The organism is Saccharopolyspora hattusasensis (assembly GCF_050972075.1).
GTDB classification, from domain to species: domain Bacteria; phylum Actinomycetota; class Actinomycetes; order Mycobacteriales; family Pseudonocardiaceae; genus Saccharopolyspora; species Saccharopolyspora hattusasensis.
Genome location: NZ_JBPCDC010000001.1, coordinates 5,815,286 through 5,827,990 on the forward strand (window position 1 = coordinate 5,815,286; position 12,705 = coordinate 5,827,990).

Annotated in this window: 15 protein-coding genes; 11 read left to right on the top strand and 4 right to left on the bottom strand. The window is 69.2% G+C overall.

Translation table 11 applies throughout. The annotated features are described in order from the left end of the window. The first annotated feature begins 235 nt into the window (after positions 1-235). Both ACRXBZ_RS27845 and ACRXBZ_RS27850 read left to right on the top strand, forming a co-directional pair. On the top strand, positions 236-541 hold the full coding sequence (locus ACRXBZ_RS27845) for an ArsR/SmtB family transcription factor (RefSeq protein WP_433881601.1): 306 nt from the start codon (positions 236-238) through the stop codon (positions 539-541). Between the two features lie 50 nt (positions 542-591). Next, on the top strand, positions 592-1,029 hold the full coding sequence (locus ACRXBZ_RS27850; RefSeq protein ID WP_433881602.1) for an NUDIX domain-containing protein: 438 nt from the start codon (positions 592-594) through the stop codon (positions 1,027-1,029). A gap of 221 nt (positions 1,030-1,250) precedes the next feature. Here ACRXBZ_RS27850 and ACRXBZ_RS27855 read toward each other — a convergent pair whose 3' ends face one another. Beyond that, entirely contained in the window at positions 1,251-1,400 is a 150-nt protein-coding gene (locus ACRXBZ_RS27855; RefSeq protein ID WP_433881603.1) for a hypothetical protein, read from the bottom strand. Between the two features lie 597 nt (positions 1,401-1,997). Between ACRXBZ_RS27855 and ACRXBZ_RS27860 the strand changes: the two genes are divergently transcribed. The 9 genes from ACRXBZ_RS27860 to ACRXBZ_RS27900 all read left to right on the top strand — a co-directional run bounded on the left by ACRXBZ_RS27860 (position 1,998) and on the right by ACRXBZ_RS27900 (position 9,249). After that, positions 1,998-3,497, top strand: a complete 1,500-nt coding sequence (locus ACRXBZ_RS27860; protein ID WP_433881604.1) for a CoA-acylating methylmalonate-semialdehyde dehydrogenase — start codon at positions 1,998-2,000, stop codon at positions 3,495-3,497. A gap of 98 nt (positions 3,498-3,595) precedes the next feature. Then, positions 3,596-4,801 (top strand): acyl-CoA dehydrogenase family protein, encoded by a 1,206-nt coding sequence (locus tag ACRXBZ_RS27865; RefSeq protein ID WP_433881605.1) that lies wholly within the window; start codon positions 3,596-3,598, stop codon positions 4,799-4,801. 47 nt (positions 4,802-4,848) lie between these two features. Further along, complete coding sequence (locus tag ACRXBZ_RS27870) at positions 4,849-5,883, top strand: enoyl-CoA hydratase/isomerase family protein (protein WP_433881606.1); 1,035 nt, start codon at positions 4,849-4,851, stop codon at positions 5,881-5,883. 49 nt (positions 5,884-5,932) lie between these two features. Further along, on the top strand, positions 5,933-6,823 hold the full coding sequence (gene mmsB, locus ACRXBZ_RS27875) for a 3-hydroxyisobutyrate dehydrogenase (protein WP_433881608.1): 891 nt from the start codon (positions 5,933-5,935) through the stop codon (positions 6,821-6,823). A 159-nt stretch (positions 6,824-6,982) separates the two neighbouring features. Then, complete coding sequence (locus ACRXBZ_RS27880; protein ID WP_168587038.1) at positions 6,983-7,219, top strand: hypothetical protein; 237 nt, start codon at positions 6,983-6,985, stop codon at positions 7,217-7,219. Further along, entirely contained in the window at positions 7,216-7,641 is a 426-nt protein-coding gene (locus ACRXBZ_RS27885; RefSeq protein ID WP_433881609.1) for a guanyl-specific ribonuclease, read from the top strand. Before ACRXBZ_RS27880 ends, ACRXBZ_RS27885 begins: the two co-directional genes overlap by 4 nt. Positions 7,642-7,691: 50 nt before the next feature. After that, positions 7,692-8,060 carry a barstar family protein gene (locus tag ACRXBZ_RS27890; protein ID WP_433881610.1) on the top strand — a complete coding sequence of 123 codons (369 nt, stop codon included), beginning with the start codon at positions 7,692-7,694 and terminating at the stop codon, positions 8,058-8,060. A gap of 202 nt (positions 8,061-8,262) precedes the next feature. Continuing rightward, on the top strand, positions 8,263-8,385 hold the full coding sequence (locus ACRXBZ_RS27895; RefSeq protein WP_433881611.1) for a hypothetical protein: 123 nt from the start codon (positions 8,263-8,265) through the stop codon (positions 8,383-8,385). A gap of 261 nt (positions 8,386-8,646) precedes the next feature. Beyond that, on the top strand, positions 8,647-9,249 hold the full coding sequence (locus ACRXBZ_RS27900) for a Uma2 family endonuclease (protein ID WP_433881612.1): 603 nt from the start codon (positions 8,647-8,649) through the stop codon (positions 9,247-9,249). Between the two features lie 8 nt (positions 9,250-9,257). On the opposite strand, the gene ACRXBZ_RS27905 is transcribed toward ACRXBZ_RS27900, so the two are convergent. The 3 genes from ACRXBZ_RS27905 to ACRXBZ_RS27915 all read right to left on the bottom strand — a co-directional run bounded on the left by ACRXBZ_RS27905 (position 9,258) and on the right by ACRXBZ_RS27915 (position 12,689). Continuing rightward, positions 9,258-10,034 carry an enoyl-CoA hydratase-related protein gene (locus ACRXBZ_RS27905; protein ID WP_433881613.1) on the bottom strand — a complete coding sequence of 259 codons (777 nt, stop codon included), beginning with the start codon at positions 10,032-10,034 and terminating at the stop codon, positions 9,258-9,260. Positions 10,035-10,203: 169 nt separating this feature from the next. Continuing rightward, on the bottom strand, positions 10,204-10,449 hold the full coding sequence (locus ACRXBZ_RS27910; RefSeq protein WP_433883987.1) for a DUF397 domain-containing protein: 246 nt from the start codon (positions 10,447-10,449) through the stop codon (positions 10,204-10,206). Further along, positions 10,338-12,689: an ADP-ribosylglycohydrolase family protein gene (locus tag ACRXBZ_RS27915; protein ID WP_433881614.1), complete on the bottom strand. Its 2,352-nt coding sequence runs from the start codon at positions 12,687-12,689 to the stop codon at positions 10,338-10,340. The genes ACRXBZ_RS27910 and ACRXBZ_RS27915 overlap by 112 nt, the downstream gene beginning before the upstream one ends. Between the last annotated feature and the right edge of the window lie 16 nt (positions 12,690-12,705).

A 12,705-nucleotide genomic window follows, 5' to 3' on the forward strand; every position in this document is an offset into this window, starting at 1 on the left:
GTCCCGGGCGCGGGCGATGCCCAGCGCCGGCTTCTACCGGCCGATCCTGGTGCCACCGGTTGCGCCAGCGCTCGCCTTCCCGGCGTGCGATGGCCAGGAAGCCGAGCACTTCGGTGTAGAAGCGCTCCGGGGGCGGCCAGGTCCGCCACCTCCAGGACCAGCTCGTTCACACCGGACGGCATTGTCACCCTCCTATATAGTTAAACTCCTATCCTCTATATAGGAGAATGATCGGGTGGGCAACGATGATCTCGCGCAATCCGCCAGCCTGTTCCGGGCGATGGGGCATCCCATCCGGCTCGGCGTCCTCGACCGGCTCTGCGGGGAGGGCGAGATCTGCGCCTGCGACTTCACCGAGTACTTCGGCGTGAGCCAGCCGACCATCTCCGGGCACCTGCGGACGTTGCGTGAGGCCGGGCTGGTGCGAACCCGGCGGGACGGCACCCAGATCTGCTACTCGCTCGAACCCGGAGCGCTGGAAGTGGTCCGGCGGATGTCCATCCACCTCGCTGGTCCCGGTCTGGTAGGGGTGTGCGAGTAGTAGCCAGGGTGGGCCGGTACGGTGGCGAAAAGCCCGGGAGGACGGTCCGCATGCACCTGGCCGAAGTGGCCGATCTGGCCCGCCGAGACGCTGCCGACGGCGTGCAGCAGCAGATCGTCGCGGCCGTCATCGACGCCGGCGGGCAGGTCCTGCTGGTGCGGCGCCGCGCGGCGGATTCCCGTGGCGGCGAATGGGAATTCCCCGGCGGCAAGGTCGATCCGGGCGAAGACCTGAACACCGCGCTGCACCGCGAGGTGGTCGAGGAAACCAACCTCCGGATCGCCGAGATCACCGGATACCTCGGCGCGTTCGACTACACCACGCGGAGCGGCACGTACAACCGACAGCACACCTGGTCGGTCACCGTCGCTACGACCGAAAATGTGCGGCTGACCGAGCACGACGCCTACGCCTGGGTCTCGACGGTCGACGAGATCCCGCTCGGCTCCGACCTCCGGAAAATTCTTGAAAAGCACCTCGAAGCCTGATCGTCCTTAGTGGACCAGCTGCACCCGGGCTCGGGGCGGGTGATGACCTGGCGGCGGGGCCGGATTGCGCTACCGTACGCACCGGCGCGGATCATGTTTGGTGCGTGATCCATGACTTCAACGCCGACGGCTGGCTCGCCCGAAGTGCCGGAGCCGAGCCGATGCCGTCGAGTCGTCGATTCTGCCGGTTTCGGTCGTTGAGATGCGGCGCCGGAGCGGTTTCAGTCGTCGAGGCGCACGGTGACGCGGCCGTGTTCGTCGCGGTGGCCGACTGCGTATCCACTGCGGTCCTCGTCGTCCAGGTGCAGCGAGATCGGGCCGCCCGTACCCAGGAAGTTGCGCCACCACGTCCTGGAGTCGGGAAAGCGCACTCTGATCCTGACGACGCCGGCGGTGCGGCGGTAGGCGACAGGTGTGCTGAACGTGCGCCCTGAGCGTCGTCCTCTGTAGGTGACGACCGTGAGGTATCGACTGACCCATTGCCCCCATCGGGGCGAGGACCGCAATGCGAGCACACGCGCATTGAGCCGGCCCACGGCTCGCCGCGGAAACCACCGCTTGGGCTGCATGCATCCGCCATCGGCGAGCCTGGCGCGGCAGGAATGGTCCCTGGTCACCGACCGGTGTGAAAGTCACTCTCGGCGGCGAGGTAGTGGTTGGACATTGCCGGTGCCGGCAACATTGACGCCGATAAGGGGAGTGTCCCGTCCGTTTTGCGCTGGCGCAGGGGCTTCGCCCCGCCGCGTGCCTGCTCTGTTTCTCGGCGGGACGGTTGCCGACCCGGCCGGATCGCCTTCGCCGCCGGTTCTGTTCGCCCTCGGGATGGCAACGTAGACGGCGGACCGCCCCATTAGTGGTGTGACGCAGAGCACCCTGTTGCATCCGTCGGGTTTCTGGGAAAGATTGGAGTACCAAACGTTTGGCTTCCTAGTAATTACCGGCCGGTTCGGCGGAAGGTGCGTTGCGACATGACCAACGAGCTGGAGCACTTCATCGGCGGCAAGCGCGTCGCGGGAACGTCCGGTTCCTTCGGTGACGTGTTCGATCCCAACACCGGGCAGGTACAGGCCAGGGTGCCGCTGGCCTCGGCGGAGGAGGTCTCGGCGGCGGTCGGTAACGCCGCCGAGGCGCAGCCAGCGTGGGCCGCGATGAACCCGCAGAAGCGGGCGCGGGTGCTGATGCGGTTCCTCCAGCTGGTCAACGACGAGATGGACTCGCTGGCCCGCCTGCTCGCCTCCGAGCACGGCAAGACCGTCGCCGACGCCAAGGGCGACATCCAGCGCGGCCTGGAGGTCGTCGAGTTCGCCGTCGGCATCCCGCACCTGCTCAAGGGCGAGTACAGCGAGAGCGTCGGCAGCGGTATCGACGTGTACTCGATGCGGCAACCGCTGGGCGTGGTCGCCGGCATCACCCCGTTCAACTTCCCCGCGATGATCCCGCTGTGGAAAGCGGCGCCGGCCATCGCCTGCGGCAACGCCTTCGTGCTCAAGCCCTCCGAGCGCGACCCCTCGGTGCCGCTGCGGCTGGCCGAGCTGTTCATCGAGGCCGGGCTGCCGCCGGGGATCTTCAACGTGGTCAACGGCGACAAGACCGCGGTGGACGCGATCCTGACCGAGCCGCGCATCCAGGCCGTCGGGTTCGTCGGTTCGTCGGCGATCGCCGAGTACATCTACTCGACGGCCGCGGCCCACGGGAAGCGCGCGCAGTGCTTCGGTGGCGCCAAGAATCACCTGATCGTGATGCCCGACGCCGACCTCGACCAGGCCACCGACGCGCTGATCGGTGCTGGCTACGGCTCCGCGGGGGAGCGCTGCATGGCGATCTCGGTGGCGGTGCCGGTCGGTGAGGCCACCGCGGACGCGCTGGTCGAGAAGCTCATCGAGCGGGTGCACCAGCTCAAGATCGGCACCAGTTTCGACGAGTCCGCCGACTTCGGCCCGCTGGTGACCAAGCAGGCCTGGCATCGGGTCCGCGACCTGATCGGCGCGGGCGTCGAGGAAGGCGCCGAACTGCTGGTCGACGGCCGGGACTTCAGGCTGGCCGGGCACGAGGACGGGTTCTTCCTGGGCGCCTCGCTATTCGACCACGTCACCCCGGACATGCGGATCTACCAGGAGGAGATCTTCGGGCCGGTGCTGTCCGTGGTCCGCGCCGCCGACTATGACGACGCGGTCCGGCTGCCCAGCGAGAACGAGTACGGCAACGGCGTGGCGATCTTCACCCGCGACGGCGACGCGGCCCGCGAGTTCGTCTCGCGCGTCAACACCGGCATGGTCGGCGTCAACGTGCCGATCCCGGTGCCGATCGCCTACCACACCTTCGGCGGCTGGAAGCGGTCCGGATTCGGCGACCTTAACCAGCACGGGCCGGACTCGATTCGCTTCTACACGAAGACCAAGACGGTCACCTCGCGCTGGCCCTCCGGCCTCAAGGAAGGCGCCAGCTTCACCATTCCGACGATGCACTGAACCGGGTGGGTGCGGCGGCGATTTCGCGCGAAATCGCCGCCGCACCCCCTTTGGAAGTGGCGATTTCGCGCGAAATCGCCCAGGGGAAGGGAGCGGACGTGTCCGTTGCAGCCGTCGCCGGCCCGGTGTCGCCGTTCGAGCTCACCGAGGACCAGCGCGCGATCCAGCAGACCGCGCGGGAATTTGCCGCCGAACAACTCGCCCCGCACGCCATCGAGTGGGACCAGGCCAAGTACTTCCCGGTGGAGGCGCTGCGCGCCGCCGGTGAGCTCGGCATCGGTGGGGTCTACGTCGACGAGTCGGTCGGCGGCAGCGGGCTGAGCCGGTTCGAGTCGGTGCTGATCTTCGAGGCGCTGGCCACCGGCGACCCGTCTATCGCCGCCTACATCTCGATCCACAACATGTGCGCGGGCATGATCGACCGCTTCGGCACCGCCGAACAGCGCGCCCGCTGGCTGCCCCGCCTGTGCTCGATGGAGCGGCTGGCCAGCTACTGCCTCACCGAACCCGGCGCGGGCTCGGACGCGGCTGCGCTGCAGACCCGCGCGGTCCGCGACGAGGGGGGCACCTCCCGCTCGAGCGAAGCCGAGAGTGGGGGAGACTACGTGCTCACCGGCGTCAAGCAGTTCATCTCCGGCGCTGGCAGCTCGGACGTCTACGTGGTGATGGCCCGCACCGGCGAGCCGGGCGCGAAGGGCATCTCCACCTTCATCGTCGAAGGCGATGCCGAAGGGCTGTCCTTCGGGGCCAACGAGAAGAAGATGGGCTGGAACGCCCAGCCGACCCGGCAGGTGATCTTCGACGGCGTCCGGGTGCCCGCCGACCAGCGGCTCGGCGAGGAGGGCATCGGCTTCCGGATCGCCATGACCGGCCTCGACGGCGGCCGCCTGAGCATCGCCGCGTGCTCGCTGGGCGGCGCGCAGGCCGCGCTCGACAAGAGCCTCGCCTACGTGCGGGAACGCAGCGCCTTCGGCGCCAAGCTCAGCGAGTTCCAGGTGCTGCAGTTCAAGCTTGCCGACATGGCCACTGACCTGGAGGCCGCCCGGCTGCTGCTGTGGCGGGCGGCGTGGGCGCTGGACGTCAAGGACCCCGGTGCCACCCGGTTGTGCGCGATGGCCAAGCGGCTGGCCACCGACACGGGATTCGCGGTGGCCAACGAGGCACTTCAGATCCACGGTGGATACGGCTACCTTGCCGAGTACGGCCTGGAGAAGATCGTCCGCGACCTGCGGGTGCATCAGATCCTGGAAGGTACCAACGAAATCATGCGATTGATCATCTCCCGGGGCCTGCTGGCGGCCTGACCGCCGCCGGCCCGGGTGGGCAGCGCGCGAGAACTTGGAGTCGCATCATGACGGAGGCCGAGATCCTGGTTCGCGAACAGGGATCGCTCGGACGGATCACGCTCAACCGACCTAAGGCGCTCAACTCCTTGACGCTGGGGATGGTGCGGGCGATGGCGCAGGCGGTGGAGCAGTGGCGCACCGCCGAGCACATCCGGGCGATCCTGATCGATGGCGCGGGCGAGCGCGGGCTGTGCGCGGGCGGCGACGTCCGCGCGCTGCACGACGCGGCGAAGGCCGGTGACGAGTCGCTGCCCGCCGCGTTCTGGACCGAGGAGTACCAGCTCAACTCGGCGCTCGCGGGCTACCCGAAGCCGGTCGTCGGGATCATGGACGGCATCTGCATGGGCGGCGGCGTGGGCATCTCCGCCCACGGCTCGCACCGGGTGGTCACCGAGCGCTCCAAGGTCGGCATGCCCGAGGTCGGCATCGGTTTCATCCCCGACGTTGGCGGCACCTACCTGCTCTCCCGCGCCCCCGGCGAGCTTGGCACCCACCTGGCGCTGACCGGCGCACCGATCGGCGGCGCCGACGCGATCTACTGCGGGGTAGCCGACTACTACGTCAACAGCGCGAACCTGCCGGAGCTCGTCGAGGCCCTGTCAGGTGGCGAAGTGGACGAGGTGCTGCAGAAGTTCTCCGAGCCCGCCCCCGAGGCGCCGCTGGCCGCGCAGCGGGAGTGGATCGACGCGGCGTACTCGGCCGACAGCGTGGAGGAGGTCCTGCGGCGCCTGCGCGAGCGGCCGGAAGAAGCCGCCCGCGAGACCGCCGAGGCGATCGAACAAAAGTCGCCGACCTCCCTCAAGGTCACCCTGAAGGCCCTGCGCAGCGACTACGGCTCGCTGGAGGACGCACTCCTCCAGGAGTACCGGCTGGCGATGGCGTGCGTGCGGATCGGCGACTTCGTCGAGGGTGTGCGCGCGACGCTGGTGGACAAGGACCGCAACCCGCAGTGGTCACCGGCGCAGCTGTCCGATGTGGACGAATCGCGGGTGGAGAAGTTCTTCGAGCCGGTCGCGGACGAGCCGAAACTGCTCGGCTGACGCCGCTTCGGCCTTGACGGAAGTTCCAGCGCAGAAGGGGAAAATGACAATGGCTGTCATCGGATTCATCGGGCTGGGCCACATGGGCGGCCCGATGTCGGCGAACCTCGTCAAGGCCGGTCACGCGGTACAGGGCTTCGACCTGGTGCCGGCGGCGCTGGAGGCCGCCGACCGGCATGGCGTGACCACCGTGGCGTCGGCCGCCGATGCCGTCGCGGGCGCCGATGCGGTGATCACCATGCTGCCCAGCGGCAAGCACGTGCTGGCCTGCTACGACGAGGTGCTGGCCGCGGCGAAGCCCGGCACCCTGCTCATCGATTCGTCCACGGTGGACGTCGCGGATGCCCGCCGGGCGCACGAGCGCGCCGCCGAGGCCGGGTTCGGCTCGATCGACGCCCCGGTCTCCGGCGGCACCGCCGGCGCCGAGGCGGGCACCCTGACGTTCATGGTGGGCGGGTCGGAGGAGGACTTCCACCGCGCCGAGCCCCTGCTGGAACCGATGGCGCGCAAGGTGATCCACTGCGGTGGTCCCGGCAACGGCCAGGTCACCAAGATGTGCAACAACCTCATCCTCGGCGCGTCCATGGTCGCGGTGAGCGAGGCGTTCGTGCTGGGGGAGCGGCTGGGGCTGTCGCACCAGGCGCTCTACGACGTGGCGTCGATCTCGACCGGGCAGTGCTGGGCGCTGACCACCAACTGCCCGGTGCCGGACCTGGTGGAGACCAGCCGGGCCAACCACGACTACGAGCCCGGCTTCGCCGCGGCGCTGATGCTCAAGGACCTCAAGCTGGCGACCTCGGCGGCGGAGCAGAGCGGCACGGACACCGCGATCGGCCGCCTGGCCACCGAGCTCTACCAGCGGTTCAACGACGAGGGCGGCGGCAGCCTCGACTTCGGCGCGATCATCAAGTCCGTCCGGGAGCGCTCCGAGCAGCACTGACGGGCGATGCCAATTTCGCGAGAAATTGACGTTCACCCAGGTGACGGTCAATTTCTCGCGAAATTGTGCTGCCCTGCGGGGACAGGTACACGTGGGGTAGTCGCGGGAGGGACCGGGGCGCCGCACGGCATCATCGGACCGGGCGTACCCTGACGCTCTGTGTTGGAGTGGCTGGTCGAGTGGTACGACGGCGTCGAGCTGTGGCTCGTGCAGCTCGTCTACCCGCTGCAGGTGACCCTCGTGCTCGCGGTGCTGCTACCGCTGTGCTGGGCGCTCGCCCGCGTGATCGACCGCGGCATCGACGGCCTAGGAGCGAAGCTGACGAGGGTCCGCGACGCGGAACCCCCGGTCGGCCGCCGGGACGGCGAGACCGGGCGGAAGGGGACGGCGGCGTGACGTCGCGCAGACGCATCTCGGTGGCGCTGGTCGGGCTGATCGCCCTGGTCGTCATCGGCTGGTTCGTCCGGGACTACGTGGACCTGGATCCCGGTGCGGCGACGCAGCAGCGGGCCGTGCCCGGGGCTGAGTCCGGCCTGCCGGTGAAGCAGCTGTCCACGCTGCCACCGGAAGCCGGGAAGACCTGGCAGCTGATCGTCAAGGACGGCCCGTTCCCGTACCCGGGCAAGGACGGCTCGGCGTTCGGCAACCGGGAAGGCGTCCTGCCGGACAAGGCCTCCGGCTACTACCACGAGTACACCGTGCCGACCCCGGGCTCGAAGGATCGCGGAGCCCAGAGACTGGTCACCGGTGGCCAATCCGAGCTTTACTACACGAGCGATCATTACGATTCATTTGTGGTTGTCGACCCCGCAGGTTGAGTGCGATGTTTGCGACGAAGTGGGCTAGCAGGGTGCGGAAGGAGCCGGCGGTGAGCGAGGTGGAGCAGCCGTCCGGCGGCGTCACTGCGCGCGAGGCCGTGCAGGAAGCCGAGCAGCGAGGCGCGACCGCGCACGTCTTGGACGGCTCAGACCTGCTCAGCAAGCGGACGACGCTGGACGGGATCGCCGCGGTGCTGAACTTCCCGGAGTGGGCGGGCCGAAACCTCGACGCCCTCTACGACTGCCTGACGGACCTGTCGTGGCTGCCGGAGGGCGAGCACGTGCTGGTCTGGTCGGGCTTCCAGACGCTGGCGGAGCACGACCCGAAGGCCTTTGGCCGGATCAACGCGGTCCTCCGCGACGCCTCCGAGCACCCCATCTGCGGCCGCGAGTTCACCGCAGTCCTGACCAGGCCTTGATCGCCCATTAGTGGCCGGGGCCGTCTCGCAATACTGGCTGCCGTGCAGAACCAGGAGGCAGTATGACTGTCGTGAACATGCAGGCGGACGAGCAGCACGCGCCGATGACCGTCGACGACTTGGAACGGCTACCCGACGACGGGCGCCGCTACGAAAACCGGGGATCGTCGAGCTCCGGCTGGAGGATGGCGAGTACCGGGAGGTGCAGCAGGTCCTCGGCGAGGACACCTTCGTCACTGACTTCCCGTTCCCGATCAAGCTCGTTCCTTATTGGCTTCTGGCCAGGGGGCCGTGGCGCAAGCGGATCGGCGGCGAAGGCGACTGATCAGCCGGTCACCTGAGGTTTTCAAGCACCTATGCGGGCTTTCGCGGCGAAGCCCCGCATGCCTTCTAGGCCGATTTCGGTGGCGCGGCGGGCGTTGAGGCGGGGGAGCACCCGGATCAGCGCGGTCCTTCGCGACGCTTCCGGGCAGCTCTTCTGCGGCCGCGGTTCGCAGCAGTCCTGGCCAGATCCTAAGCCTGTGATCGCTCGTTCGTGAATCGGGGGTGCCCGGAATACTGGCTCCCGTGCAGAACAGGAGGCAGTATGACCGTCATGAACATGCGGGCGGACGAGCACCACGTGCCGATGACCGTCGACGACTTGGAGCGGCTACCCGACGACGGGCGCCGCTACGAGTTGGTCGACGGGAGCCTTGACGTGTCTCCATCGCCAGCCTTCAAACATTCAGACATTGAAAGCCGGTTGCACCTTCATCTCGGCAATACTGCGCCAGATGAATATAGGGTCCTGCAAGGCGCGGGCTACAACTTCAATGGGGATCGGACGCATCATCGCATCCCAGACCTTTCGGTGATCCGAGTCGAAGATAGCCAAGAGCCGTATCTTACTCGGCCGCCTTTGCTTGCTATCGAGGTCGTCTCACCCAGCAGCGCTCTGCGCGATTACCACACCAAGACCAGCGAATATGCCAAGTTCGGCATTGCCGCGTACTGGATCGTCAATCCGACGATGGATGAACCGGTCATTGTCGAACTCCGCTTGGAGGACGGCGACTACCGCGAGGTGCAGCAGGTCTTGGGCGCGGAAACCTTCGAGACCGACTTCCCGTTCCAGATCAAGATCGTTCCACGTTGGTTGGCTGACGACGGGCCGTGGCGCCGGTACATCGGCGGCGAAGGCGACTGATCAGCTGGTCACCTGAACTTTTCGGGCACCCAGGCGGGCTTTCGCTTTTCGGCGAAGGCCCGCATGCCTTCCTGGCCTTCTTCGCCCGCGAAGTGCTTGGCCGACAGCTCTAGCATCTGCGCGAACGCCTCGCCCATGTTCGGCGGGCGCTGGCTGGTGAGCATCTGCTTCGTGGCCGCCAGGGCGTTCGGGGCGCCAAGGGCGAGCATGTCGGCGTAACGCTTGACCTCCGCATCCAGCTCGTCGGCCGCGACCGCGGAGTTCAGCAGGCCGATTACGGCGGCGCGGCGAGCGTCGAACGTCTCGCCGGTCAGGAACAGCTCGTGCGCCTGGCGGGAGTTGAGACGGGGCAGCACGGTCACCGAGATCACCGCGGGCACGACGCCGATGCGCACCTCGGAGAAAGCGAAGGTCGCGGTGTCCGCCGCGACCGCGATGTCGCAGGCCGTGACGATGCCGACGCCGCCGGCGCGGGCGGGCCCGGCGAGCTTGGCGACCACCGGCTTCGGGCTGGTCCAGATCTGCTCCAGGATCGCTGGGAACTCATTCACGCCCTGCTTCTCGGGGTCCGCCGAACGCGACTCCTTGAGGTCCATCCCGGCGCAGAACACCGTGCCGGTGTGGGCCAGGACGATCACGCGCACCGCGTCGTCGGCGATCGCTGCGTTCAGGTGGTCCCGCAGTTCGCGCCGCAGCTGCGCGGACAGCGCATTGCGGTTGTGGGGCGAGTCCAGCGTGATCGTCGCAATGCCGTCGGCCACGGCGAGGTGCACGAGTTCATCCATGACAGGCACGTTAACCGCCGTTAGCCACCCCGGGCCAGTGAGCAACATCCCACTCCGGGTCGGACTGAGCGCCTCCACCGCAGGTCACGGGCCGTGAGCACGCCGTAGCGGCCCAACGCGCTCACGGGCCCTGGCCAGCAGAGATGTGGTACCGGTTCCGGCGTGCGGGTCAGGCTTGGAAGCGCCCGGCCTTGACGGCGGTGAGGAACGAACGCCACTGGGCCTGGTCGGCGGTGATGTACCCGGCGTCGCGGTCCTTGGTGTCCCGGATCGCGGCGCCCTCGGCTAACCGAGCCTTGGGCGTCAGGTCGGGGGGTAGCGGTCGGACCAGTCCGGTGGGCGGGGGCCGAACTCCAGGACCGCGTCGTGGGCGAGGCGCTCGATCACCTCGTAGAGCTCCAGCTCCGCCTTCCAGCGCTCCGGGATCTGCTCCGCCCCGGATTCCGCGCCGATCAGACTGCCGCAGACCGCGCCCGTCGTCGCGCTGTTGCCCGAGTGGTTCACCGCCACCGGGAGCGCCGCGTCGAAGTCGCCGTCGCAGACCAGCGCCGCGTACAGCCCGATGCCCAGCGCTTCGGCCGCCGTCGATCCCGTGCCGAGGTTGCGCTCCAGATCGCCCGGCGCGATACGGCCGCTGCGGGCCAGGCGGACCGCCGCGGTGATCCGGCGGCTCACCTCCTCGTGCCCGGTGTGCGGGGTGAGCTGCTCCAGTGCCGCATCGACCGCCGTGGCCAGCGGCTCGCCGTTCATCAGGCGCGACACCAGGAACGCCAGCGCTCCCGCGGTCAGCCAGGCCGCCGGGTGGCCGTGGGTCAGCGCCGCCGCCCTCATGCCGACGTGGAAGACCTCCGCCGGGTCGTTGCTCCACAACGCGGCCGGAACCGCGCGCATGATCGCGCTGCTGCCCTGCGAGTCGCTGACCGGGTTGTCCGGGGACCCCATCTGCTGCTGGCCCTTGGCGAACGCGATGAGCGTTCGCATCATGGTGCGGCCGGGGTTGCGGGTCTGGAACAGCGCCCGCTGGCCGACCAGCCAGCCGTCCGGTTCGGGGGTACCGTGCAGGAACTCGCCCGCCGCGCGCGGCCAGCTCAGGTGCTGCGTGTGCAGCCAGCGCTGGTAGGCGTGCTGGATGTGCCGTGCCGGGTCGTCGGTGCCGGTGGCGCGCCGGCTGATGTTGGCCCGGATCGTGCCCTCCAGCGAGAACAGCACCAGCTGGGTATCGCTGCCGAGCCGTCCGGACGGGTGCCCGGCCGGGATGTAGTCGGTCAGGCCGCCCGCGCCGTGCCGGGACTGGATCTCGTCCCAGCTGTCGGCGGCGATGGGCATGCCGAGCGCCTCGCCGACCGCGCCGCCGAGAACCGCGCCGAGGAACCGGTCGCGGGACGCCGCCAGGCGGGGGACCGCGGTCAGCCCGGTGCGGTAGTCCGATGTGGACGGCGCCAGGGGCTCGGCGGATTCGGTGGTCGGGTAGCGGCGCTCCCACTGATCGGATTCGTCCGGGTACGGGCCGAATTCCCTTGCTGCGTCCGCGGAAAGCCGCTCGACCAGTGCGGTGATCGGGAGTTCTTCCAGCCATTCCGCCGGAATCGCCGTCGGGCCGTGCAGCGCGCCGAGCAGCTGCCCGCACAGCATGGCTGCCGTCGCCGCGTCTCCGCTGTGCTCGCTGGCGGAGCCGATGGCGGCGGCGAAATCGTCCTCGCAGGCCGATGAGACCCTGACCGCGACCGCCAGTGCGTCCAGGCCGCTGCGGCCGGGTTGCGTCGCGTCGAGGTTCGTGCGGCGCGGCCGGAACCCGGCGGGGCTGAGCTGGCCGAGCCGCAGGGCGCGCCTGAGCTGGGTGCGTCCCGACTGCCAGCCGGAAAGTCCTTGGCTCAGCGATGTTTGCAGCGCGTTCCCGCGCAGCAGCGACAGCATCGTCACCCCGAGCACGCTGGCCGGGCTGTGGCCTTTCGGGTGGCCGTGGGTGAGCGCGGCGAGGTCGCCGCCGAGCGCGAAAACCGTGCCGGGGTCGCCCGACCACAGCGCGGCGAGTGCGCCGAGCGGCACGGCGGTGGCCGTGTCCGAGGTGTTGATGGGCAGCCGCCGGGAACCGGCGGCGTGCCCGGCGGCGACCCGGGCGAGCGCGGTGAGCATCGTCGGCTCGTCGCTGTCGGCGGAGTGCAGCGCGGGTTCCGTCACCAGCCAGCCGTTGGGCTGGGCGGTGTCGGTCCCGCAGTCTCGCCAAGGCACGCCGCGGGTGTGCAGCCAGCGCTGGAGTCCGCCGAGGGCGAAGCCGACCGGATCTCCATCGCCCGCCGACCGCGCTTGGGTGTGCGCGCGGATCAGGCCCTCCAAGGCGAAGAGCACGGCGGTGGTGCGCTGCCCGACCCGGCCTAGCGCGACGAATTCGCCCACCGCGCCGCCGAGCAGCATGCCGAGCAACCGTCCCGGTGCTTCGGGCAGCGGGCCGTTGCGGTCGGCCAGGCCGGTGGCAGGTGCCGGCGGGGGTTCCGCGCTGAGCCAGTGTTGCAGGGCCGTCGCCCACAGCGGGCGGGTGGCGGGTTTCCGCTGCCACTGCCGCCAGGTGTCCAGCAGCTGCTGCTCCGCCGGGTCACGGCGGCTGGTCGCGTGCGCCTCGCGCCAGGCCGCCAGCAGAGCCCGTTCCGTCTCGTCCAACCAGGATTCGTCCACT

Coding starts and splice junctions, on each gene's coding strand:
- ACRXBZ_RS27870 (WP_433881606.1), top strand. CDS start 4,849: ATGACGGAGGCCGAGATCCTGGTTCGCGAACAGGGATCGCTCGGACGG.
- ACRXBZ_RS27905 (WP_433881613.1), bottom strand. CDS start 10,034: ATGGATGAACTCGTGCACCTCGCCGTGGCCGACGGCATTGCGACGATC.
- ACRXBZ_RS27900 (WP_433881612.1), top strand. CDS start 8,647: ATGACCGTCATGAACATGCGGGCGGACGAGCACCACGTGCCGATGACC.
- ACRXBZ_RS27850 (WP_433881602.1), top strand. CDS start 592: ATGCACCTGGCCGAAGTGGCCGATCTGGCCCGCCGAGACGCTGCCGAC.
- mmsB (WP_433881608.1), top strand. CDS start 5,933: ATGGCTGTCATCGGATTCATCGGGCTGGGCCACATGGGCGGCCCGATG.
- ACRXBZ_RS27860 (WP_433881604.1), top strand. CDS start 1,998: ATGACCAACGAGCTGGAGCACTTCATCGGCGGCAAGCGCGTCGCGGGA.